Here is a 23,492-nt window from a genome sequence, read left to right as displayed (position 1 = left end):
TGTCGAACGAAAGAAAAAGAGGGCGGCAAACGCACGCCCTTCCTGGAGGAGTCGTGGAAAAGAATCTGACGTCATCGAATGACGCCCCGGGTGCGGCCTGGGCCGCGTCAATTGCCGGTGAATCGGAGGCAAGCCCTTACCGTTGGGTTGCTTTATTCATCGTGTGGGCAGCATTCCTTCTCAGCTACGTCGACCGCGTCGCTTGGAGCACGGTTGCAGCGCCCGTTGGTTCATCGCTTGGTATCCAGGTTTCACTACTCGGCGCCTTCGTGACCGCGTTCTACGCAGGGTATGTCGTCGCAAACATCATCGGTGGCATGCTGACAGACGTCCTCGGCGGAAGGGTCATGATGACACTTGCGTTGCTGCCGTTGGGCGTCTTCACATTCTGCTTTGGTGAGACGACGTCGTTGACAGTAGGTATCCTGATTCAACTGGCAATGGGTTTTGCCGCCGGCGCAGATTATTCCGCTGGCATGAAAGTGATTCCAGCGTGGTTCACGCGAGACCGTGGCCGAGCGATGGGCATCTACACTACGGCGACGTCGCTGGCTGTGGTGCTCGCGAACGCAATTGTGCCGTCAATCTCGGCCCAGTACGGTTGGTCCAGCGCCTTCCGCATACTGGGCATTGCCACATTTTCCTGGGGCATCGTCTCCCTTCTATTTCTCAAGAATCGCCCAGGAGGCGAGCAAGCCCCGACACGGAACAGTGCAAAAGAGATGCTCAGCCTCTTGCGCAATCGCAACCTGATTTTTCTATCGATTGCTGGTTGCGGAGGGCTTTGGGCGACCGTCGGATTTGGGGCGTGGGGAAATGCTCTGATGACACGGCAATACGGAATATCCCCAGTCGTGGCTGGCTCAATTATCGCGTCCTTCGGCATCGGCGCTGTCATCGCGAAGCCAACGCTCGGATGGATTTCTGACCTGCCCGGAATTTCAAGGCGGCTGATGTCCATCCTGGTCCTCGTCGCGTTCGCCATCACGCTGGTGATCTTCGGGATGTGCTCGACGGTCACACAGTTTTATATCGTCGCGCCGGTTCTGGGCGCATTCTCATACGGCTACCTGCCGGTGCTGATGGCACAGGTGAGCGACGCATCCGGAAAACGTCTGGCGGGAGCGAGCGCCGGTTGGACAAACGCCATTTGGCAGCTGGGTAGTGCTGTGTCTCCATTGGCCGTCGGGCATGTATACGGCGGGACACACTCCATCGTGCTCGCGGTCCTCACGCTCGCTATCGGGCCGGTCGTCGGAATGATAGCGATGTTGTTCGTGGGCAAGCGCATCGCCCAGGTCTAAACCGCTACACAAGGTGTGACGCGAGTCGAGCAATTCGGTCACACGCAAATCTATAAATTAGTACACCTACAAATATGAACATGGAGATAAGCTTGAAATCGAACCATACTACCGAACTGGCAAAGACTGTGCTCGCCGCTACGATATGTTCTTCGGTGAGTATCGCGGTGCATGCTCAGTCCTCGGTGACGCTATACGGTATCGTTGACTCGGGTGTTGAGTACGTAACTCATGCTGCCAAGCAAGGTTCCGGCAACGTATTTCGCGTAAACACCGGAAATCGTATCAATTCTCGTTGGGGTCTCACCGGAAAGGAGGACCTCGGAGCAGGCCTGCGTTCGATTTTCACGCTCGAATCTGGCTTTGCGACGAATAACGGGACATTGCAACAAGGGGGCCGGTTGTTTGGCCGCCAGGCGTTTGTCGGACTGGCGAGCGACAAGTTTGGCGCCGTCATGGCTGGCCGGCAAATGACGCCGATGTATCGTTTCTTCTTGACGCTCGACCCGCTCAACTATTCCAGCTATGGACTTTCGGCGCAGGATTCGCAGTTTGTTGGACGCGCAGATAATGCGCTCGAGTATCTGGGGCATGCTGGCCCGTTCGAGCTCAACGCGCTTTACAGTTTTGGCTACGATTCGACGATTACCAACGGTGCCCAGGTCCCAGGAGAGTTTCGTGTTGGCAAGCAATTTGATGTCGGTGGCCGGTATCGGCAAGGCCCGTTTAATCTGAGTTTGGTTTATGAGCAGCGCCAAGGCACGACTGTCGCCTCGTCCGGAAATAGCGAACGACGCTATCTCGCGGGCGGTTCGTGGACCATCGGTGACGCGACCATGTACGCTGGTTACGAACTTCTTTTGAACGACATTGTCGCTACGCTTGCGGCCTCCCCGCCTCAGACCATGGCATTTGGAGGCCTCCGCTATAAGATAACGCCCACGTTTCAAGTATCGGCGGCCTCTTACTATCATGCGTTCCGGACAACTTCTGCGCACGCGGTGAGTTCAGGGGTCAACGCAGATTACCTGTTATCGAAGCGCACCATGCTTTACACAGATATAACGTACGTCATCAACAGCGCAAAATCTGCCTTGAGTGCAACAGGGTCGACCACCCCAGTCGCAACTGGTGCGAACCAACTTGCGGTTGTTGTCGGAATTGTGCATTCGTTCTAGGTCGGTCTTGGTCGCCGGGACACTGCGGATTGCAAAAGATTGAATGCGTTGGCGGCACGCGTCCGCCACTTCTGGAAGCGTCGGTCTTGCTGGCAGCTGGTCATCGCCATCATTGAGCGCCGCCGCGATGCTTCTTGCAGCCAAATCCCATACCGACGCAGACCACCGACGGTAGCCGCGCAAGCACGCCATATCGCACGTGAACTCGTTTGCTGCAAGCCGGCAAGCTGCGACAACGCCGTTCCCCAGCAACAATTCACGGCGCCAGCGAGGGCGAACCTCGCTTGCCGCTAGTGGGCTAAGTTTAGAGAAAATGTAACGTCGCACCCACTACGTCAGCCCCGCTCCAAAATTCACTGCACGTCACGTTGGAAAAAGCGGACGCCAATGCCTGTAGAGAACTCGGAATGACGCTAGCCGTTCCAAGAGCATTGAATGCCGCTCGTCGTCAGGAACGAATTCCTGCGATACCGACGGGGCACGGACGACGACCGAAAAATCGCCGTCAGCCGCTAACCAGCCGAGACGCGCGGCTCCGAGCGCAGCGATGCATTGTGAATCGGGCGGCCGCCTTATCCGTACTCCAAACGCGTCAGCAATCAACTGCGTCCAGAACGTACTGCGTGCACCACCACCGATAAGACTCAGCGAGGTTTCGCGGGTACCATCCGCACGCAGAGCATCAAGACCGTCTGATAAAGCAAACGTGACGCCCTCAAGAACCGAATAGGCAAGCGTGGCGCGGTCGGTCGAATCAACAAGTCCAAAAAACACGCCTTGGGCGTACGGGTCATTGTGGGGTGTTCGTTCACCGGAAAGATATGGCAAGAACAATGGAGCTTTGGCGCGGCGGTTCGCACTGACACTCTCGACCTCACCTAGCAAACATGCTTCGTCGGCAGAAGTAAGGCTGCATAGCCAACGAACGCAGCTAGCCGCAGACAGCACGACGCTCGTTCGGTGCCACCGGCTCGGAATTGCGTGGCAGAGCGCGTGTATGCCTAAGTGCGGGCTCGGCCGAAACTGCTCGGTGACAACGGACAGCACTCCCGAGGTACCGAGAGACAGAAATCCATCCCCGGATTCCGCTGCGCCCACGCCGAGCGAGCTCGTCGCGGTGTCGCCCCCGCCAGCCGCAACGATTACATTTGCGGGCAGGCCAAGCTCGTCAGCGACACTGCGACGAACGACGCCGGCCGCTCGGCTCCCTTCTTCAATCGGTGGCACCTGCATTCGCGTCATGTCACAGGCTTGCAAAAGCTCGTCGGACCACCCGCAACGCCCGACATCGAGCCAAAGGGTCCCTGACGCATCGGATGGGTCCGTGACCTTTGAGCCGGTCAAGCACAGACGCAGATAGTCTTTCGGCAGCAGGACGCACGCCAGTTTCCGGAAGTGCTGCGGCTCGTGTTGTGCAACCCATAACAACTTTGGTGCCGTGAGCCCTGGCATTGCGCAATTGCCTGCGATTTCATGCAGCCTTGGTGCGCGCGTCGTGAGTTCAGTGCATTCGCTGACGCTGCGCATATCGTTCCACAATATCGCTGGGCGCAGCGGCCGGTCATTGGCATCAAGGAGAACGGCACCGTGCATTTGACCAGAGAGACCAATGGCCGATAGCTGCCCCAAAAGACTTGTCCGCAGTCATGGCCTGCACGAGATTTCGAGCCACTGCCTTAGCTGTCTGCGTGCTTCCGGCGAGCCCAGCTGTTTTTGAGTCTGTGCGCAAAAAGTAGCTCTCATATTCGATGGGAACACCCCATGCCTCGTCATCAAGCGCCAGCCATTTGATGAGCCGATTCTTTGACGCGTGCCGGATTACTGTCATAGCTTTCGCGGACCCGTTACGAATTTCACCAAGGCGAGGTGGTGTATTCAGCGTCGTGCCGACCACTCTGCGCCGCAGCTCGACTGGTACCAGAGCGATGGTCCTTTCGGCGCCGAGGGTCCGCAACCAGGACGTGGTCACAATGATTCGGACCTGCGGCCATGGCTCGAGCACGTCTATGAGATAGGGCGCGAACTCAAACGATGGTCGCCCCGTGTCCAGCGTGACTGCACCGTTGTCAACCACCAGGCCGTGGCCGACATTCAGCACGCCGCCGTAGTTGAGAAAGAGCATGGGGGTATCGGAGACCAACCTGTCGTGCTGCTCGCCTGCCATCATCGCCTCCCATGTCGGCGAGTGCGGCGTATCTCCCGGGACACCAGACACATTGAGAGAGGAAGGCACGTCCGCGGCGGCGAGCACAAACGAAAGAGCACCCCGTTGCTTTGCCGCGTCCACAGGGTTACTCCGCGGCCTCAGCACTGCTCTCGAAAATGCTCGGCACAAGAGTTGAAAGACATCTCGTTTCGACACGCTGGCTTCACCTCGCCGCGTCAGAGGTTTCCGGCGCCGGGCGAGATGTCGCCGTAACAGGCGTGCCATCTCTTTGGCAACCCCCTTCAGCGCGTACCCAAGAACGCGCGATGTTTCGGAGCTGGTTGCTCCGCGACGCCTCTGCCGCTTTGGCTTCATGCCGGGCGCTCCGGAATCAAAGAGTCAATGAACGAGAGAGAATCCCGTTGCTCGAACATCAACTTGAGGCGGCTAGCAAACAACCGCTGCACGTCCTTGTCCCCAAGTCCTACCCCATGCTGGCAATGCACCCAATGCCCCTCAGCGCCTTCGAAGCCGTCGCGCATGTCGTCAAGTGCAAGCCGATTCTTGATTCCATGCTGTTTTACATGCCGACGGACCTGTTGACCGCGAGGTATCCCGCGCCACGTTTGTACGCGGTCTCCTTCGGAATTGAAGGTCGAGTCGTTTAGTCGTGCCCGAAGTGTTGAAAGTGGCAGGCTGTCGCGCGCCGCTTCGAAGCCGAGTACTTCCACCCAGCTTGTTGACAAAACGATTTGCAGTGCGGGATATGGAGCGAGCAGGGTCTCGAGTATGCCGGCGAACGCAAGAAGCTTTCCGTCGGGACGCTGGGCACAATTCGGTCACCAGCTTTGTACGCGTCGCAAGCGTGGAGGCAATTGTCGTAATCCAGGTAAAGCAAAGGTACGGTGGCCAGTATCCTCGCGGCTGAAGGCGCATGCTCCTGCAGCGCACCTGAAGCACAAAAGCCGATTGCTGCCATCATGTTTGCCCTCATTTAAATGGCGTGGACCATCGGCACATCCTCGACCGCGCGAGCGCCCTAAAACGGCGCCTTCCTTCCCCGCTCCACCGTCAGTTGCCGCCCCCTTGGACGCTCAGCCGCGCCGCCGGATTGGGCGTGCATACCGTAACCAATATCGAAAATCGGGCGGCAAATGTCCGCCTGGATACAGTCAACCGGCTTGCCATTGCCCTGAACGTCGACCCCTGTCTGCTGCTGTCAACTGACCCAGCGGAAGCGCCTGGCGACTACGTCGAACGACCGCTTGGCGACTCGGTAACGCAAAATCTGAAGCGACTTCGGCTTCGGCTGAGCCTCACCCAAGAACAGGCCGCAACTTCGGCAGGTCTCGGTCGCGTCTATGCCTACAAAATTGAAAGCAAGACGGTCGCAGCAACGCTCGATGCCTTGGACGCATTGGCGCGGGTGGTAGGCGTTGAAACTTGGCAGTTGCTGGTTTGATACCGGCAGGAACACCCGCCGCAGGGCGAATTAAGTAACTTCTGAATTAGGGAATGTCCGCTTGGACTGACAGCCTGCACATCGACTCGATGGTGATGGCAAAAGACCCAGAATTGCTGTGGCGCAGCGACAAAAATCCGAAACCTGCAGACTTTGTTGCACGCAGGGGCGTTTTAAGAATGCCGCAGATTTTGTTGTGCGCCGATAAGCCGAAAAAAAAGGCGTCACGTTGCCGTGACGCCTTAAAAAGTTCTAGCCATTCCGAGGGCCGTGCTAGAACCTGAGAGACGGTATTCGAAAGTTTGGCCTGCGATGCGCCGCCTGTATGCTGCGCGACATGGACTGTTACGGTGGACTATGAGAAGACACTCGACACAGACATTGTGCGGGCCACGGCAGGTTCGAAAACTTCAAAAATGCAGAACCTGAAACCGTCTTTCGAAATGAGATTCCATTTTTTATGGTTATGCTGACTAAGTCAAGCAAAATCTAAAGAGGCTTCATTCGTTGCGGCAAAATATTCCGATACAATGAATGTTCTGATGAAAAATGACTCTGATGCCCCATTTTGGGGCCGCCGCTGGCGCTTTGAGAGACGGTTGCCAGCAAGGCTGTGAAGAAAAAATTTGAAATAAAGTTCCAGAAAAACACATGAACCGACCCACGCCCTCCCGACCCGCCGCAGACCCGGCCAAAGACAAAGACGGCTCCGGCGACGAAGTGACCGCCCTCGCACGCGGCCTGACGGTACTGCGCTCCGTCGCAGCCGCCGACGCGCCGCTCAGCAACCGCGAACTGACCGAACTCACCGGCATTCCCAAGCCCACCGTGTCGCGCATCACCGCCACGCTGGTCAGCGCGGGCTTCCTGTTCCGCCTGCCCGACAGCGAGCGTTTCGTGCTGACCTCGTCGGTGCTGGAGTTGAGCAATGGTTTTCTGCGCAACTTCGACATCCGTGCTCGCGCGCGGCCGTTCCTGATCGAACTCGCCGAACGCACGGCGCTGTCCGTGCATCTGGCCGTGCGCGACCGCCTCGACATGGTGGTCATCGACGCGATCCGGCCGCGTTCGGCCGTGCTGGTGTCGCGCCTCGAGATCGGCTCGCGCATGAATCTGAGCCGTACCGCTATCGGCCGCGCCTATCTGGCCGCGCTCGAAGCGCCGGAACGGGAAAAATTGCTGATCGGCTTGCAGGCGGCTGAAGGTGACGACTGGGGCCACGTCAGCAGCCGGCTCGAAAGCGCATTACAGGAAACCATCGAGCGCGGCTTCGCGATTGCCACGGGCGAATGGTACGACGGACTGAACGCGATCGCACTGGGTTTCACAGGACCGTCGGGCGAACGCTATGCGGTCAATTGCGGCGGCTCCGCCGACCAGTGCCCGCGCGACTGGCTGATCTCGCGCGCCGCGCCGGCCTTGCTCGAGTGCGTCGCCAGAATCGTGCTGGAGATCGGCGGCACGCCGGGGCGCCGGCTGGATACCTGAAACAGCCGCGGGTTCGCCGGCCGGCGGCCAAGGTAATTGGAAGCCATCCTGTAACCTTCGTAATCAAAAGAAAAATACGCGGGTGGACTGTTACAGAGCCCGCGACGTAGGATCATGCCTTCCTGTCGCGGGACGCGCGCCCGGCTTGCCGTTTTCCCCTTCGATAACGTTCCGGCCACCTGTTTTCGATGCCGCATTGCGTTAACATCTCTGTCCCGCGCCTCGGGTAGCATCGCGCTGAACGAGCGCGGCGCACCCGTTGTCGAAACCGCCTGTCATGCCATTCGCGTGCCGGTCCGCCGAACTGTCGAAACGGCACGAACGCGCGAGCGGCTCACATCCAAGCCAGTCACCTGACCGAACCGATGGACGAACAACAAAAGCATTCGGAAACCACACGCCCTGTTCCTCCGGCTTCCCAACCGTCCTCCAGCGGCGGCCCCGCCGGCACACCGAACCCGCCGCCAGGCATGGTGAAGCGGCACCGCGGCCGCAATATCGCGTTGATCATCGCGGCGCTGGTCATCCTCGGAGTCGTGCTGTGGCGCTGGCATCCGTGGGGCGGTCCCGGCGGCAGCGCCAGCGGCGCAGCCGGCGCGAGCGATGCGAGCGGCGCCCGGGCCGGGCGCGCTGGCCGCGGCGGTGCGGCGGGCAATATGCCTCAGCCCGTGCATGTAGCGGCCGCGACGCAAGGCGAAATGCCGGTAGTGCTAACCGCGCTAGGCACCGTCACGCCGCTTGCCAACGTCACCGTGCTGCCGCAGTTGAGCGGCGTGTTGCAGGACGTGTATTTCAAGGAAGGCCAGATGGTCAAGAAGGGCGACGTGCTGGCCCAGATCGACCCACGCCCCTATCAGATCTCGCTGGATAACGCGCAAGGCACGCTCGCGCGCGACGAGGCCCTGCTGCAAACCGCCCGCCTCGACCTGAAGCGCTATCAGACGCTGCTCTCGCAGGACTCCATAGCCAGCCAGCAGGTGGATACGCAGGCCTCGCTGGTGCGGCAATACGAAGGCACGGTGAAGTCCGACAAGGCCAATATCGACACCTTCAGGCTCGACCTCGTGTATGCACGCATCACCGCGCCGGTGTCGGGACGCGTCGGTCTGCGCCAGGTCGATCCGGGCAACTACGTGACGCCGAGTTTGACCAACGGCCTCGTCGTGATTACCCAGCTGCAGCCGATCAGCGTGATCTTCACCACCTCCGAAGACAATCTGCAGCAGATCATCCAGCAGACCCAGTCGGGCGCGAAGCTCTCGGTCACGGCGTATGACCGCAGCAACACCACGTCGCTCGAAGGCGGCATGCTCGAAACGCTGGACAACCAGATCGACACCACCACCGGCACGGTCAAGCTGCGCGCGATCTTCCAGAACAGCAAGAACCTGCTGTTCCCGAATCAGTTCGTGAATACGCGTCTACTGGTCGATACGATCAAGGACGCCGTGATCGTGCCGACACCGGCCGTGCTCAACGGCTCGATGGGCCCGTTCGTATACGTCGTGAAGACGGACAACACCGTGACCGTGCGGCCGGTCAAGGTCGGCCCCGTGGATGGCGAGCGCACCAGCATCCAATCCGGCCTGGCGGTCGGCGAGCGCGTCGTGATCGACGGGTCGGACCGGCTCAAGGAAGGCGCGAAAATCACGATTCCGGCCGATAAGCCGCGCGGCGCCTCGGGTGCTCGTGGCGCGGCCGCTGCGTCGGGCGCATCCGGCGCCCACGCGCATCATGGCAAACACGCGGCGCAAGCCTCGCAATAAAGGCACGGCACTTACCGCATGAATCCATCTCGCGCCTTTATTCTGCGTCCCGTCGGCACCGCGCTGCTGATGGCCGCGATCATGCTGGTCGGTCTCGTCGCGCTGCGCTTTTTGCCGCTCTCCGCGCTGCCCGAGGTCGACTATCCGACGATCCAGGTGCAGACCTTCTATCCGGGCGCGAGCCCGGACGTGATGACGTCGTCGGTCACCGCGCCGCTCGAGCGCCAGTTCGGGCAGATGCCGTCGCTCAATCAGATGTCGTCGCAAAGCTCGGCCGGCTCGTCGATCATCACGCTGCAGTTCAGTCTCGACCTGCCGCTCGATATCGCCGAGCAGGAAGTCCAGGCCGCCATCAACGCGGCCGGCAACCTGCTGCCGTCCGACCTGCCCGCGCCGCCGATCTACGCGAAGGTCAATCCGGCGGACGCGCCGATCATCACGCTCGCCATCACCTCGAAGACGCTGCCGCTCACCCAGGTGCAGGATCTGGCCGACACACGTCTCGCGCAGAAAATCTCGCAGGTGGCGGGCGTGGGTCTCGTCAGTCTGTCGGGCGGCCAGCGCCCCGCCGTGCGGATTCAGGCGAATCCGCGCGCACTCGCCGCGTACGGTCTGAATCTGGACGACTTGCGCACCACCATCTCGAACCTGAACGTCAACACGCCGAAGGGTAACTTCGACGGGCCGACGCGCAACTACACGATCAACGCGAACGACCAGTTGACCGATGCCGACGCCTACAAGAGCGCGGTAGTCGCGTACAAGAACGGCCGCGCGGTAATGCTGACCGACGTCGCCACCATCGTGCAGGGTGCGGAGAACACCAAGCTCGGCGCGTGGGTCGACGGCACGCCCGCGATCATTCTGAACGTGCAGCGCCAACCGGGCGCGAACGTGATTCAGGTGGTGGACAGCATCAAGAAACTGCTGCCGCAATTGCAGCAGGCGCTGCCCGCCGCGCTCGACGTGGAGGTCGTCACCGACCGCACCACTACGATCCGCGCGTCCGTGCGCGATGTGCAGTTCGAACTGGCCATGTCGGTCGTGCTGGTCGTGCTGGTCATGTACCTGTTCCTCGCCAACGTCTACGCGACCATCATTCCGAGCCTCTCGGTGCCGCTCTCGCTGATCGGCACGCTCGCCGTGATGTACCTGTGCGGCTTCTCGCTCGACAACTTGTCGTTGATGGCGCTGACCATCGCGACCGGCTTCGTGGTCGACGACGCGATCGTGATGATCGAGAACATCGCGCGATATGTGGAAGAAGGCGAAGCGCCGCTCGAAGCCGCGTTGAAGGGTTCGAAACAGATCGGCTTCACGATCATTTCGCTGACGGTCTCGCTGATCGCCGTGCTGATTCCGCTGCTCTTCATGGGCGACGTGGTCGGCCGCCTGTTCCACGAATTCGCCATTACGCTTGCCGTGACGATCGTGATCTCGGCGGTCGTGTCGCTCACGCTCGTGCCGATGATGTGCGCCAAACTGCTGCGCCACACGCCGCCGCACGAGAGCCATCGTTTCGAAGCCAAGGCGCACCGCGCGATCGACTGGGTGATCGCCCGCTATGCGGTCGCGCTCACCTGGGTGCTGAATCGCCAACGTTCCACGCTGGTTGTCGCGGTGCTTACGCTGGTGCTGACCGGCGTGTTGTATGTGTTCATTCCCAAGGGCTTCTTCCCGGTGCAGGACACCGGCGTGATCCAGGCGATCACGCAGGCGCCGCAGTCGGTGTCGTATGCGTCGATGGCCGAGCGCCAGCAGGAACTCGCCGCGCAGATCCTGAAGAATCCGGATGTGGAGAGCCTGACCTCGTTCATCGGCGTGGACGGCAGCAATATCACGCTCAACAGCGGCCGCATGCTGATCAACCTGAAGCCGCGCGACGACCGCAGCAACACCGCGAGCGAAGTGATCCGCCAATTGCAGCGGGACGTGGCGCACATTCCCGGCGCATCGCTATACATGCAACCGGTGCAGGATCTGACGATCGACTCGACCGTGAGCCCGACGCAGTATCAGTTCATGCTGACCGATCCGAACATCAGCGAATTCACCACGTGGGTGCCGAAGCTGATCGACCGCTTGAAGCAGTCGCCCGAACTCGCGGATGTCGCCACCGATCTGCAGGACAACGGCCAGTCGGTGTACATCGAAATCGACCGCGCCACCGCGTCGCGTTACGGCATCACGCCGGCCACCGTGGACAGCGCGCTGTACGACGCGTTCGGCCAACGCATCATCTCGACCATCTTCACGCAGTCGAACCAGTACCGCGTGATTCTGGAAGCGCAGCCGGAGATGCAGCATTACACCGAGTCGCTGAAGTCGATCTATCTGCCCTCTTCCACGTCCACCGGCGGACAGGTGCCGCTGTCGTCGATCGCGCGTTTCATCGAGAAGCCCGCGCCGCTGCTGGTCACGCACCTGAGCCAGTTCCCGGCCACCACCGTGTCGTTCAACCTCGCGCCGGGCTCGTCGCTCGGCGCGGCAGTCAAGGCGATCGACCAGGCGGAGAAGGACATCGGCTTGCCCGCGTCGTTCCAGACGCGCTACCAGGGCGCGGCGCTGGCGTTCCAGGCGTCGCTGTCGAACGAGCTGTTCCTGATTCTCGCGGCGATCGTCACGATGTATATCGTGCTGGGCGTGCTGTACGAGAGCTTCATCCATCCGATCACGATTCTCTCGACGCTGCCCTCGGCCGGTGTCGGCGCGTTGCTGGCGCTGCTGATCACCGGGCACGACCTGGACATCATCGGCATCATCGGTATCGTGCTGCTGATTGGTATCGTGAAGAAGAACGCGATCATGATGATCGACTTCGCGCTCTATGCCGAGCGCGAGGAAGGCAAGCCGCCGCGCGAAGCGATTTACCAGGCGTGTCTGTTGCGCTTCCGGCCGATTCTGATGACCACGCTCGCCGCCCTGCTCGGCGCGCTGCCGCTGATGCTCGGCACCGGCGCCGGCTCCGAATTGCGCCGTCCGCTCGGTATCGCGATTGCGGGCGGGTTGATCGTCAGCCAGTTGCTGACGCTGTTCACCACGCCGGTGATCTACCTCGCGTTCGACTCGCTCGGCCGCCGCGCGCGTGAGCGCTTCAATCGGGGCAAGCCGACCCCGCCCGTCACCGATGCAGGGAACTGAGCGATGAATCTGTCGCGTCCGTTTATCTCCCGCCCGGTCGCCACCACGCTGCTGGCGATCGGCATCGCGCTGGCCGGTATTTTCGCGTTCACGAAGCTGCCGGTGGCGCCGCTGCCGCAGGTCGATTTTCCGACCATTTCGGTGCAGGCCACGCTGCCGGGCGCGAGTCCGGATACCGTGGCGACCAGCGTCGCCAGTCCGCTCGAACGGCATCTCGGCTCGATCGCCGATGTCACCGAAATGACCTCGTCGAGCTCGGTCGGCTCGACGCGTATCACCATGCAGTTCGGCCTGAACCGCGACATCGACGGCGCCGCGCGCGACGTGCAGGCCGCCATCAACGCGGCGCGCGCCGATCTGCCGGCGAGCCTGCGCAGCAATCCGACGTACCACAAGGTCAATCCGGCTGATGCGCCGATCCTGATTCTGGCGCTAACGTCGAAAACGCTCACGGCCGGCCAGTTGTACGACTCCGCGGCCACCGTGCTGCAACAGTCGCTGTCGCAGGTGGACGGCGTCGGCGAAGTGGATGTGAGCGGCTCGGCCAACCCGGCCGTGCGTGTCGAACTGGAGCCGAATGCGCTCTCGCATTACGGCATCGGTCTCGAAGACGTGCGCGCGGCGCTCGCCGCAGCCAACGCGAACAGCCCGAAAGGCTCGATCGAATTCGGCCCGAACCGCGTGCAGATCTATACCAACGACCAGGCCAGCAAGGCCTCGCAATACAAGGATCTGGTCATTGCCTATCGCAACGGCGCGGCGGTGAAGCTCTCCGACGTGGCCGAGGTGGTCGATTCGGTCGAAGATCTGCGCAACCTCGGCCTCTTCAACGGCAAGCGTTCGGTGCTGGTGATTCTGTACCGCCAGCCGGGCGCGAACATCATCGACACCATCGACCGTGTCACGGCGATGCTGCCGCAACTGCACGCGTCGCTGCCCGCGGACGTCGACATCGCGCCGGCCGCCGACCGCTCCACCACGATCCGCGCCTCGCTGAAAGACACCGAGCGCACGCTGGTGGTCGCGGTGGCGCTGGTGGTGATGGTGGTGTTCCTGTTCCTGCGCAACTGGCGCGCCACGCTGATTCCGAGCGTGGCCGTGCCGATCTCCATCATCGGCACGTTCGGCGCCATGTACATGCTGGGTTTCTCGATCGACAACCTCTCGCTGATGGCCTTGACCATCGCGACCGGCTTCGTGGTCGACGACGCGATCGTGGTGCTGGAGAACATCTCGAGACATATCGAGAACGGCGTGCCGCGCATGAAGGCGGCCTTCCTCGGCGCGCGCGAAGTCGGTTTTACCGTGCTGTCGATCAGTATTTCGCTGGTCGCCGTGTTCCTGCCGATTCTGCTGATGGGCGGCATTGTCGGGCGCCTGTTCCGCGAGTTCGCGCTGACGCTCTCGCTCGCAATCGGCGTGTCGCTGATCGTCTCCCTCACGCTCACGCCGATGATGTGCTCGCGCCTGCTGCGCGAGCCGCACGAGCAGAAGGAAGAAGGACGTTTCGGCCGCTGGCTGGAACGCGGCTTCGCGTCGATGCAGCGCGGCTATGAGCGCACGCTCGGCTGGGCGCTGCTGCATCCGCGCCTGATCGTGACGATCCTGCTGCTGACCATTGGTCTGAACGTGTGGCTGTACATCATCGTGCCGAAGGGCTTCTTTCCACAGCAGGACACGGGGCGGCTGATCGGCGGCATTCAGGCCGATCAGGCCACCTCGTTCCAGTCCATGAAAGGCAAGTTCGCGCAGATGATGGAGATCGTCGGCAAGAATCCGGCGGTGGAAAGCGTGGCCGGATTTACCGGCGGGCGGCAGACCAATTCCGGCTTCATGTTCGTGACGCTGAAATCGAAGTCCGAGCGCAAGGCCTCCGCCGATCAGGTGATCCAGCAACTGCGCGCGCCGCTCGGCGACGTGGCCGGCGCGCGGACCTTCCTGCAGGCGGTGCAGGACATTCGCGTCGGCGGACGGCAATCGAACGCACAATATCAGTTCACGCTGCTGGCCGATTCGACGCCCGACCTGTACCTGTGGGGACCCAAACTCACCGAAGCGCTGCAGGCGCGCCCCGAACTCGCGGACGTGAATTCCGACCAGCAGCAAGGCGGCCTCGAAGCGATGGTGACGATCGACCGCGCCACCGCCGCGCGCCTCGGCATCAAACCGGCGCAGATCGACAACACCTTGTACGACGCGTTCGGCCAGCGCCAGGTATCGACCATCTATAACCCGCTCAACCAGTATCACGTTGTGATGGAAGTCGCGCCGAAGTACTGGCAGAGCCCGGACATGCTGAAACAGATCTACGTCAGCACCTCGGGCGGCAGCGCGAGCGGCGCGCAGACCACCAATGCGCCGGCGGGCACGGTGACGAATGCGGCCTCCGCTGCGACGACCTCGTCGATCAGCGCGACGACGGGCGGCACAGCAGGCACGACCGCCTCGAGCGCGGCGAGCATTGCCGCCGACTCCGCGCGCAACCAGGCGATCAATTCGATCGCGGCGAGTGGCAAGTCGAGCGCTTCGTCGGGCGCGGCGGTGTCGACCGCGAAGGAAACCATGGTGCCGCTGTCGGCGATCGCGAGCTTCGGACCGGGCAGCACGCCGCTCTCCGTGAATCACCAGAGCCAGTTCGTGGCCTCGACGATTTCGTTCAATTTGCCGCCGGGCGTTTCGCTGTCGACGGCGACTCAGGCGATTTACGATACGATGGCGCAGATCGGCATGCCGGGGACTATCCACGGCAGTTTCCAGGGGACGGCGCAGGCGTTCCAGCAGTCGATGTCCGATCAGCCGATTTTGATTCTGGCCGCTCTGGCCGCTGTGTATATCGTGTTGGGGATGCTGTACGAGAGCTATATCCATCCGCTGACGATTCTGTCGACGCTGCCTTCGGCGGGCGTGGGGGCGTTGCTGGCACTGCTGTTGTTCAAGACGGAGTTCAGCATCATCGCGTTGATCGGTGTGATTCTGCTGATCGGTATCGTGAAGAAGAACGCGATCATGATGGTGGACTTTGCTATTGAAGCGTCGCGGCATGGCTTGTCGTCGCGGGATGCGATTCATCAGGCTTGTTTGCTGCGGTTCCGGCCGATCATGATGACGACTTTTGCTGCGTTGCTGGGGGCTTTGCCGTTGGCGTTCGGGCGGGGTGAAGGGGCTGAGCTTCGGGCGCCGCTTGGGATTGCGATTGTTGGTGGGTTGATCGTCAGTCAGATGCTCACGCTTTATACGACGCCGGTTGTGTATCTTTATATGGATCGGATCCGGGTGAGGTGGGAGTCAAGGAAGGCTCGCAGAACAGGGGTTGCGCCTTCCTGAGGTTATTGGGGTTTCGCGGCGCGTGTTGTCGCAACGTGGCTGACAGCGCCGCGAACCCCGTTTGCAGGAATTCATCGCGTTCGCCGGTATTGCTGACGCTCGCGCGCACGAACTGAGGCACGACGCTCTGCCCTACCGCGAACAGGTCAGCGGCACTGACAAGACAGTTCTGCTGCCCCAAAACCGCCTGCACATCCGACGCGCGCCCCGGCGCCGGAACCTCTATCCAGAAGTGCAGACTCTGCGGGTGCGTCATGTAGTTCAGTCCGGCAAGATAGCTCTCCACGAGATGCTTTCGTCGTTCGAGTTCAGCCGCCTGCTGACGCACGAGCGTCTGCGCCACACCTTGTTCTATCCAGCGGCTCGCAAGCTCCATCGATAGAGGCGTCGCCATCCAGCAGGTGGACCTCACCACTGCACTAAAGCGGCTGATCAACGGCAAAGGCGCATGGACATAGCCGACGCGCAGGCCCGCCGCGACGACCTTGCTCAAACTGCCGATCACGATGCCGCGCTCGGGCGCAAACAGACTGATTGGCGGCGGGCGGTTTGCCATCAATACGCCATGCGCTTCGTCTTCGATAATCAGGACATTGTGGACCCGGCATATCCTCGCAATGGCCTCGCGGCGTTCGGCCGAAAGCACGGCGCTGGTCGGATTCTGGATGCTCGGCGTGCAGTACAGGGCAGAAACACGATGAGTGCGGCAAACCTCCAGTAGCGCTTGAGGCATAAGTCCCTCTTCGTCCATTTCGATGCCGGTCAGCTTGATGCCGAGCAAGCGCGCCGCGCTGATCAACCCCGGATAGGTGAGGCGTTCGGTGACCAGAATATCCCCCGCGCGAAGCAGAGCCATCAGCGCGCAGAGCAGCCCGTGCTGGCCGCCGTTGACGCACACGATCTGATCCGGCTCGGCCTTGAAGTCGCCGTGCGACAACCATCGCGCCCCGGCCTGACGATGCCGCACCGAACCGAGGTCCGGCGTGTAAAGCGTGAGCTCGCGCAAGATCTCGGCATCCCCGGCCAGTTCCTCCAGGCTCCGCGCGAGCATGGCGGCTTCCTGTCCGGGAATGTGCGTGCTGCGGCTCATATCGATGCACGCGTGCGGCTTGTCGATAAAATTCTTAAAACCGCGGTCGCGTGAACGCTCCAGGCCGCGTTTGCGCACGAAGGTCCCATCTCCCACCCTCGCGACGACCAGTCCAATGCGCTCCAATTCAGCGTACGAGCGACTGACCGTGCCGGCAGTCACACCAAGCTTGTCGGCCAGCAGCCGATGCGGTGGAAGCTTGGCGCCGCCCGCGATCGAACCGTCGTGAATCCGTGCGGCCAAGGTCTCTGCGAGGCGCTTGTATTTGGCTGCCCGCCCGCCCTCGAGCGCCGGCTTCAGAATTGAAACCATGTCAATAATTGGTTTGACTGTCATTAGGCATCCTAATACGCTTATTGAAGCGACCAATACCCATTCTACTGATTCATCGAGATTTAAATTAAGATAAGGGATCAATTGACACCATGGCGATAACGGCCACTATCGATAGTCCGCAAAAGGCACACGGAGGTTGGCGCACTGGGTTCGTGACGTCCCTCCTCTTTCTGATCGTTTGTCTGAGCTGGGGCACCACTTGGCTGGGCATCAAGATAGCCGTTGAAAGCGCGCCGCCACTGACTTCCGCCGGCCTTCGCTTTCTGATCGCCTTCCCGCTGTTCCTGGCCTTTGCGTTGATCCGCAAGGAGTCGCTTTTCTTCCCCCGCGAAAAGATCGGCTTTTTTATTTTCGTCACGTTGGGCTACTTCAGCGTTCCGTATTATTTGCTCAACTACGGGGAGATGCATGTCGCGTCGGGATTGACGGCCCTATTGTTTAGCAGCATGCCAGTCTTTATCCTGATATTTTCTGCATTATTTCTCCGGGAAAAGATTTATCTCTCGCAATTCATCGGCATCGCCGTCGGTTTCGGCAGTCTGTTCATGATCGTGAAAACTCAAGGCATGCACATGGATCACGCCGAACTCTTTGGGGTTCTGGCGATTCTCGCCGCAGCAATCATGCATGCCTTGTGTTACGTGATCACCAAGCGTCAGGGCGCGCTCATCAGCGTGATCACCTTCAACACGCTGCCGATCGGTATCGCCGGGTTAATGCTGTTCATTGCGGGAACGTTGCTCGAACACCCCAGACTCTCCGAGATCACACTTCGCTCATGGAGCGCGCTCACCTACTTGGGATTGGCGGCTTCAGTCGGTGGATTCATCGTCTATTTCTTTTTGCTCAAGCGACTTAGCCCGGTCATTCTTTCGTTCGTATTCATCGTCTTCCCCGTGTTTGCCGTCGTGATCGGCTCCTGGTACGAGGGGCTGCCGATTTCCAGGGACCTCTGTTTCTATTCAGCTGTGTTGCTCCTCGGCTTCGCCATTACAAAGTTGCCCGTTGAAAAACTCATGGCGAAAAACAGCCAGACGTCGTTGTGAGGCCGAGATGGATACGCTCAATCACGAAAATCTGCAGCGAATTTACCACCACGCCGGCAGCACGTATCCCGAGGAGTGTTGCGGCTTTGTTTTCGCCGACGGCACCGTGCACCGCGGCGTCAATATCCAGAGCGAGTTGAATCGTCGCCAGCCTGATATCCATACACGCACCGCCGCCAACGGCTACACCTTCTCCGTCGCGGATACGCTTGCAATGAACCAAAGCTTTCGAAGCAGCAACCCCGTCACGATCATCTACCACTCGCATCCGGATGTCGGCGCCTACTTCAGCCGTGAAGACGAGAACAAGGCGCTGTTCATGGGCAAGCCGGCATACCCGGTTGCCTACCTGGTCGTGGATGTCTACAAGGCTCAGGCCAGGTCGGCAAAGCTGTTCCAGTGGAACGGCAAGTGTTTTGCCTGCATTCAGGAGTTTCAAGTCAACGAACAAGACTCAACGACACACGTCAGGAGCTGACCAATGAAAGTAGTGATCGTCCCGGAAATTCTCGCGAGAGCCGCACACCTGCCATCCCAGCGTGTGGAAGCCGACGGCAAGACGTTGCGCGAAGTAATCGAACGCGTTTGCGTGCGTCATCCGCGGCTTCGCGCCCACCTGTTTTATGAAAACGGCGCCTTCAAGGAACACTTTCTCCTGAGCTGTTCGGGTGAACTCGCCGACCTCGAACACGTGCCCGCGGCCCACAGTGAAGTCGAAATCATGCTGGCTACTTCTGGCGGTCTCGATACCGACCACCTTTCCAACGACGAGATCCGTCGCTACGCGCGTCATATCACGCTGCCGGGCGTCGGACGTGCGGGTCAATTGCGGCTCAAGAAGGCGAAAGTGCTGATTATCGGCACAGGCGGATTGGGCTCACCCGTCTGCCTCTATCTGGCCGCAGCCGGAGTAGGCACCCTCGGGCTGATCGACTTCGACGTGGTGGAGAGCAGCAATTTGCAGCGCCAGATCGTGCATGGAAACAGCACGCTCGGCATGCTCAAGGTGGAGTCAGCGAAACAGCGGCTGCATGATCTGAATGCAAACATTGCGATCAACACCTATGCTGCCGCGCTCGACGCGGACAACGCGCGGCATCTGATCGGAGAGTACGACGTGGTAGTCGACGGCACGGACAACTTCGCGTCGCGCTACCTGGTGAATGACACGTGCGCGCAGTTGGGCAAACCGCTCGTTTACGGCGCGGTGTACTGCTTCGAAGGGCAAATGAGTGTTTTCAATCATCGCGGAGGGCCCTGCTATCGTTGCCTTTTTCCGAAGAGCCCACCTCCGGAACTGGCGCCAAACTGCAGCGCCGGCGGCGTCATTGGCGTGCTACCCGGCATCGTCGGTCTCATTCAGGCAACGGAGGCAATCAAGCTGATTCTCGATATCGGCGAATCACTATCTGGGAGGCTGATGCGTTTCGACGCGCTGACCCTAAGATTTAACGAGGTTCGATTCCCGCGCCGATCGGACTGCCCGTCGTGCTCCCCACATCGCGAAGGCAAACTCTCCGAACCCGAGCAGTTACTGTGCGCAAGCGCAAACGCAAACGCGGGTCGACATCGACTGGCGTCTGAATTTTTCATCGAACCGCGCGCACTCAAAGCAATCATGGCGCGTGCAGACAGTGAACATATATTGCTCGATGTGCGCGACGCGAATGAACTTGAAGTCTGTCGACTGCCCGGCATACTGCACATCCCTCTGGATGAGCTGAACGAGCGCACCGCTCTGCTGGATTCGCGCCGTACACATTATCTGATCTGCTATGGCGGTCTGCGGGCCGAGCGCGCCGCAACCATCCTTCAGGAGGCCGGCTTCGCTGACGTGAAAGTGCTGGAAGGCGGAATGAAGCGCTGGGTACAGGATGTCGATCCCGACATGCCCATCTACTAGTCTAAAATCGAGCGCCGATGCGATGATTTGCCAGTCGATACTCGAAGTCATAGGCAACACGCCTATCGTTCGTCTGAGGGCGCTCTCTGGCGAACTTGGGCTGGATGTCTATGCGAAGCTCGAATCCTTTAATCCGGGCGGCAGTCACAAGGCGCGGATCGCTCTGGGTATGATCCTCGACGCTGAGCGCAAAGGCATTCTTGTACGAGGCAAGCAACAAACGATCGTGGAACCCAGCGGCGGCAACACCGGTATTGGACTCGCAATCGCCGGCAATATTCTCGGCTACGAAGTAGTACTGGTGATACCCGATAACTACAGTCCAGAAAAGCGACAACTGCTGCGACTGTATGGTGCCAGGGTGGTGCTCTCAGACAGCCGCTTGGGAAACAATTCTCACGGTCAACGTGCAATGGAATTGCAGCTTGAGAATCCCCACTATGTGATGCTCAATCAGCAGCGCAACCAAGCCAATCCAGAAACGCATCGACAGTCCACGGCTCAGGAAATCATTCGCGACTTCGGCGACCGTCAAGTGGACTGCTTTGTGGCAGGCATCGGCACCGGAGGACATATCACCGGCATTGGCGAGATGCTCAAGCGGCATTGGCCCGATATTCGCGTGTTCGGCGTCGAGCCGGAGCAATGCGATCTGCTGGCAGACCAGCATGCTCCGCATGGAATCCAGGGATTGTCGATCGGCGTTGTTCCGGCAGTCTTGAACTTGTCCGTACTTGACGGGATGGTGAAGGTTTCAAAACCCGACTGTCAGGAGATGGTTCGCCAAACCATGCGGAGCGACTCGATCAGCCTCGGAATTTCTTCGGCGGCCAACCTCGTAGCAGTCTCCAAACTGAAAACAACGCTGCCCAGAGGCGCTATCGTGCTCACCATGATTTACGACGGCGTCGAGTCTTACCTATCTTATTTCGAGTAACGGCAACGATGCCCCGTTGCCGTCGTTTCCTATCGCGCTCCAGACAACCCGCTTCGATGCGACCAGGCAGGGTTGTGTGCGCGCGATCGGACAAAGTTCATGGATGAAAGATGTCTGTAGCAAATGTGGCGTCGTTGAATGAACAGGATAGACGCTCTTTTCCTGCCCCCATGCTCTTGCGACGTATCTCCATCCGCCCAATCAACCTCGTGTTGTCAAGATGAGTGCCGCCACAAGGGATCTCGTTACCCTCGCATTCCCAATATCGGGCGTCTGGATGGATCGCGTGTGGATAGACGCGCACATCGCTGGCTCGCAGGACGAATGCATTGGCAATGTCTTCTATCTCGCGGATTTCTTCGGTGGTGATACGCTCGTCTACGGCGAAATCGAGACGTGCTGCGTCGGTCCGAATATGACATCCGAGTATCCAGGCAGCCGCGTCAGGCCTTATTTGCTGCACTCCGATCAGGAGCAGGTGGCAAGCCGTGTGGCTTAGGGAAAGTTGCGCGCGGCGCAAGCGGTTGATTCTCACCTCGACCGGGTCGCCTACCCGCACGTTAGCAAGATGCCCTATGTCATCAGGATGAACGATATGTTCAACCACCCCGCCTACCTGGATGTCAGGAAAATCCGCGATTGTCAGATGATCGCCATACATCTTCTTTGCATGGATGAAGCGAATGTGGACGCCATTCTGTAAAACGATGACTCCGTGGTCGGCGTCCTGCCCTCCGCCCTCCGGATAGGCAACAGTGGCATCGAGCTCCACATAGCCCGCACCGATCTTGACTACCGTTGCGACGCAACGGTCCAGATTAAAATCTTCGTAGTAGCGCTTGCTGGTCGTTCGATTCAATGAAAACATGGCAGTCAGAATAGATCTAGCAGAGTGGTGGCGGGGCGTTGGGACTTTCTCTTCCGTGTCAGTTGAAGTGCGGACTTGAGCGTGACGATCGAATCAGACGGAATGTTCTCTGTAATCACGCAATGCGGCGAGATGAATACATCATCGCCAATCACAATGTCGCCGAAGATTCGCGTGAATGCACCGACTTCGGCGCGGTTGCCCAATGTCGGATGTCGTTTGCCGGACGGATTGGCGGATATGCCCGTGGCACCGAGCACGACGCCACCGAGGATGTAGCAGTCGTCGCCGATGCGGGACGTCTCACCGATCACCGTGCCCCACCCGTGGTCCAGAACGAAGCGCTGGCCGATATGACAGCGCGGATGAATCTCCGCGCCCGAGAGCAGCTTGCCTCGCGCCGATACCAGAGTAGCGACACTTTCGATTTCCCTGTCGAGGTCACCACCGAGCGATGCCATGTCGAGAATTGCGTGAGCAAGGCGGTAGTGAAGGACCGCTTTGTAGGACGAGTATCCGAAGGCGATATCTTCGACCGAACCGCGGGATGCGGGGTCTTTGGTGGCGAAGGCGTTCAGATCGTTTTCGGCCGCTCTGGCTGCCGCAAGCCACAAAGCATGCGTTGCAATTTTATTGACCAGAGCGGGGGAGCAGCATTCCATCAATGCTGCGGTGAGGAGGTTTTGAACGATCTTTTTTGGCATTTATACGTCCACGTTCGCGAGAACTATGGTTATGCCAATGGGTGACGTATGCGGCTATGGGATAAGTCCGAAACCGAACGAACAATGGCATGGCTGCCCGCGTGCCATGGAGACGTCGCTTAGCGTGAAGTTATACATGCCGCCGCTCATTGAACTCTGTGTGCCGTTCGAAGCTTAACCCGTCGCAATGATTTGACAGTAGAACCGGAACCGCCCGTACCTGAAGCTCTTCCAGTGCGCTCAAAACAGATGGCGCGCGCAGGCGGCCCCCGTCGACCGCCCCCTCGATTCCCGCTTGCCGTGGGCCTCTCCTTGCCCCGCCCGGGCCTCCTTTTAACACTCCGGTTCCCGCGGTCGATGACCTCGCGCCGCCCGCACGGGCGGCAATCGCCTCAAAAGAGATTTCCCAATTTTGCATTCCTTCGTTAATCATTTTTGTGATTATGCGGAATACTTATCCATTTAATTTCATTGACGAATCTTTACAGCAATCCTATATACGCGTGACAGCGCCGATCTGATAATAAAAAAATTAAACGGGGAACCGCATATGAAGGCATGCGAAGGTCTGCTGTATCAGATCAGTCAATGGAGGGGCCATGTATAGCCCCACCCAGTCACGCAGCCTGAGCGTTTCGTGCGATGCCTTCCCGGTCGAGCGCGGCAAGCAGACCCTGTTTCCCGTGCGGCTACGTGGTACGGAGGCACTCGGCAAGCTGTACAGGTACACGCTGGACATGGCGACAATCTACTCGCCAACCATTTCCCGGTTCGGCACCCACGTTCAGATCGTTCCCGA

At 59.9% G+C, this 23,492-nt stretch carries 18 protein-coding genes and 1 pseudogene; 13 read left to right on the top strand and 6 right to left on the bottom strand.

All coding sequences use genetic code 11. The annotated features are described in order from the left end of the window. Positions 1-53: 53 nt before the first annotated feature. Both PQR32_RS32045 and PQR32_RS32040 read left to right on the top strand, forming a co-directional pair. The gene (locus PQR32_RS32045; RefSeq protein ID WP_408236658.1) at positions 54-1,304 is read left to right on the top strand and encodes an MFS transporter; all 1,251 of its coding nucleotides are present in this window, start codon (positions 54-56) and stop codon (positions 1,302-1,304) included. A gap of 92 nt (positions 1,305-1,396) precedes the next feature. Beyond that, the gene (locus tag PQR32_RS32040; protein ID WP_408236655.1) at positions 1,397-2,482 is read left to right on the top strand and encodes a porin; all 1,086 of its coding nucleotides are present in this window, start codon (positions 1,397-1,399) and stop codon (positions 2,480-2,482) included. Positions 2,483-2,845: 363 nt separating this feature from the next. On the opposite strand, the pseudogene xylB reads toward PQR32_RS32040, so the two are convergent. The 3 genes and pseudogenes from xylB to PQR32_RS32025 form a co-directional block, all read right to left on the bottom strand. Then, positions 2,846-4,105, bottom strand: a pseudogene (xylB, locus tag PQR32_RS32035) (xylulokinase); the annotation flags it as partial. Then, on the bottom strand, positions 4,053-4,604 hold the full coding sequence (locus tag PQR32_RS32030) for an HAD domain-containing protein (protein WP_408236829.1): 552 nt from the start codon (positions 4,602-4,604) through the stop codon (positions 4,053-4,055). The pseudogene xylB and the gene PQR32_RS32030, both read right to left, overlap by 53 nt. A 395-nt stretch (positions 4,605-4,999) precedes the next feature. Then, complete coding sequence (locus PQR32_RS32025) at positions 5,000-5,419, bottom strand: HAD domain-containing protein (RefSeq protein WP_408236826.1); 420 nt, start codon at positions 5,417-5,419, stop codon at positions 5,000-5,002. 212 nt (positions 5,420-5,631) lie between these two features. Between PQR32_RS32025 and PQR32_RS32020 the strand changes: the two genes are divergently transcribed. The 6 genes from PQR32_RS32020 to PQR32_RS31995 all read left to right on the top strand — a co-directional run bounded on the left by PQR32_RS32020 (position 5,632) and on the right by PQR32_RS31995 (position 15,809). Further along, positions 5,632-6,090: a helix-turn-helix domain-containing protein gene (locus PQR32_RS32020; protein WP_408236652.1), complete on the top strand. Its 459-nt coding sequence runs from the start codon at positions 5,632-5,634 to the stop codon at positions 6,088-6,090. 53 nt (positions 6,091-6,143) lie between these two features. Further along, a complete protein-coding gene (locus tag PQR32_RS32015) occupies positions 6,144-6,374 on the top strand; it encodes a hypothetical protein (RefSeq protein ID WP_408236649.1) in 231 nt (76 codons plus the stop codon). Between the two features lie 367 nt (positions 6,375-6,741). Then, positions 6,742-7,578, top strand: coding sequence for an IclR family transcriptional regulator (locus PQR32_RS32010; protein ID WP_408236646.1), 837 nt, complete (start codon positions 6,742-6,744; stop codon positions 7,576-7,578). A gap of 365 nt (positions 7,579-7,943) precedes the next feature. Next, positions 7,944-9,344, top strand: a complete 1,401-nt coding sequence (locus tag PQR32_RS32005) for an MdtA/MuxA family multidrug efflux RND transporter periplasmic adaptor subunit (protein WP_408236643.1) — start codon at positions 7,944-7,946, stop codon at positions 9,342-9,344. 18 nt (positions 9,345-9,362) lie between these two features. Continuing rightward, positions 9,363-12,485, top strand: a complete 3,123-nt coding sequence (locus PQR32_RS32000) for an MdtB/MuxB family multidrug efflux RND transporter permease subunit (RefSeq protein ID WP_408236640.1) — start codon at positions 9,363-9,365, stop codon at positions 12,483-12,485. 3 nt (positions 12,486-12,488) lie between these two features. Beyond that, complete coding sequence (locus PQR32_RS31995) at positions 12,489-15,809, top strand: efflux RND transporter permease subunit (protein ID WP_408236637.1); 3,321 nt, start codon at positions 12,489-12,491, stop codon at positions 15,807-15,809. On the opposite strand, the gene PQR32_RS31990 is transcribed toward PQR32_RS31995, so the two are convergent. Then, positions 15,709-17,316, bottom strand: a complete 1,608-nt coding sequence (locus PQR32_RS31990; protein WP_408236634.1) for an aminotransferase-like domain-containing protein — start codon at positions 17,314-17,316, stop codon at positions 15,709-15,711. The two genes, PQR32_RS31995 and PQR32_RS31990, sit on opposite strands and share 101 nt — an antisense overlap. Positions 17,317-17,387: 71 nt before the next feature. On the opposite strand from PQR32_RS31990, the gene PQR32_RS31985 reads away from it, so the two are divergent. From PQR32_RS31985 to PQR32_RS31970, 4 genes are read left to right on the top strand one after another with little or no spacing between them, the layout of a single operon-like run. Then, positions 17,388-18,281, top strand: coding sequence for a DMT family transporter (locus PQR32_RS31985; protein ID WP_408236631.1), 894 nt, complete (start codon positions 17,388-17,390; stop codon positions 18,279-18,281). A gap of 7 nt (positions 18,282-18,288) precedes the next feature. Next, entirely contained in the window at positions 18,289-18,759 is a 471-nt protein-coding gene (locus PQR32_RS31980) for a M67 family metallopeptidase (protein ID WP_408236628.1), read from the top strand. Between the two features lie 3 nt (positions 18,760-18,762). Beyond that, positions 18,763-20,184: a molybdopterin-synthase adenylyltransferase MoeB gene (moeB, locus tag PQR32_RS31975; protein WP_459252009.1), complete on the top strand. Its 1,422-nt coding sequence runs from the start codon at positions 18,763-18,765 to the stop codon at positions 20,182-20,184. Next, positions 20,156-21,121, top strand: coding sequence for a PLP-dependent cysteine synthase family protein (locus PQR32_RS31970; protein ID WP_408236625.1), 966 nt, complete (start codon positions 20,156-20,158; stop codon positions 21,119-21,121). Before moeB ends, PQR32_RS31970 begins: the two co-directional genes overlap by 29 nt. Positions 21,122-21,218: 97 nt before the next feature. On the opposite strand, the gene PQR32_RS31965 is transcribed toward PQR32_RS31970, so the two are convergent. Together PQR32_RS31965 and PQR32_RS31960 are read right to left on the bottom strand one after the other, a co-directional pair. Further along, on the bottom strand, positions 21,219-21,989 hold the full coding sequence (locus tag PQR32_RS31965; protein WP_408236622.1) for an alanyl-tRNA editing protein: 771 nt from the start codon (positions 21,987-21,989) through the stop codon (positions 21,219-21,221). A 5-nt stretch (positions 21,990-21,994) separates the two neighbouring features. After that, on the bottom strand, positions 21,995-22,693 hold the full coding sequence (locus PQR32_RS31960; RefSeq protein ID WP_408236619.1) for a serine O-acetyltransferase: 699 nt from the start codon (positions 22,691-22,693) through the stop codon (positions 21,995-21,997). A gap of 599 nt (positions 22,694-23,292) precedes the next feature. Between PQR32_RS31960 and PQR32_RS31955 the strand changes: the two genes are divergently transcribed. After that, a partial coding sequence (locus PQR32_RS31955) for a hypothetical protein (protein WP_408236616.1) occupies positions 23,293-23,492 on the top strand: 200 nt, incomplete at its 3' end.

The organism is Paraburkholderia dipogonis (genome assembly GCF_046027395.1).
In the GTDB taxonomy this organism is placed as follows: Bacteria; Pseudomonadota; Gammaproteobacteria; order Burkholderiales; family Burkholderiaceae; genus Paraburkholderia; species Paraburkholderia dipogonis_A.
Note: the sequence above shows the minus strand (reverse complement) of the source record. Positions and strands in the feature narration are given on the sequence as shown.

What these genes read in the sequence shown, in the direction of transcription:
- PQR32_RS32030 (WP_408236829.1), bottom strand. Translation starts at nt 4,604, where the DNA reads ATGCTCTTTCTCAACTACGGCGGCGTGCTGAATGTCGGCCACGGCCTG.
- PQR32_RS32015 (WP_408236649.1), top strand. Translation starts at nt 6,144, where the DNA reads ATGTCCGCTTGGACTGACAGCCTGCACATCGACTCGATGGTGATGGCA.
- PQR32_RS32010 (WP_408236646.1), top strand. Translation starts at nt 6,742, where the DNA reads ATGAACCGACCCACGCCCTCCCGACCCGCCGCAGACCCGGCCAAAGAC.
- PQR32_RS32005 (WP_408236643.1), top strand. Translation starts at nt 7,944, where the DNA reads ATGGACGAACAACAAAAGCATTCGGAAACCACACGCCCTGTTCCTCCG.
- PQR32_RS32000 (WP_408236640.1), top strand. Translation starts at nt 9,363, where the DNA reads ATGAATCCATCTCGCGCCTTTATTCTGCGTCCCGTCGGCACCGCGCTG.
- PQR32_RS31995 (WP_408236637.1), top strand. Translation starts at nt 12,489, where the DNA reads ATGAATCTGTCGCGTCCGTTTATCTCCCGCCCGGTCGCCACCACGCTG.
- PQR32_RS31980 (WP_408236628.1), top strand. Translation starts at nt 18,289, where the DNA reads ATGGATACGCTCAATCACGAAAATCTGCAGCGAATTTACCACCACGCC.
- moeB (WP_459252009.1), top strand. Translation starts at nt 18,763, where the DNA reads ATGAAAGTAGTGATCGTCCCGGAAATTCTCGCGAGAGCCGCACACCTG.
- PQR32_RS31970 (WP_408236625.1), top strand. Translation starts at nt 20,156, where the DNA reads ATGTCGATCCCGACATGCCCATCTACTAGTCTAAAATCGAGCGCCGAT.
- PQR32_RS31965 (WP_408236622.1), bottom strand. Translation starts at nt 21,989, where the DNA reads ATGTTTTCATTGAATCGAACGACCAGCAAGCGCTACTACGAAGATTTT.
- PQR32_RS31960 (WP_408236619.1), bottom strand. Translation starts at nt 22,693, where the DNA reads ATGCCAAAAAAGATCGTTCAAAACCTCCTCACCGCAGCATTGATGGAA.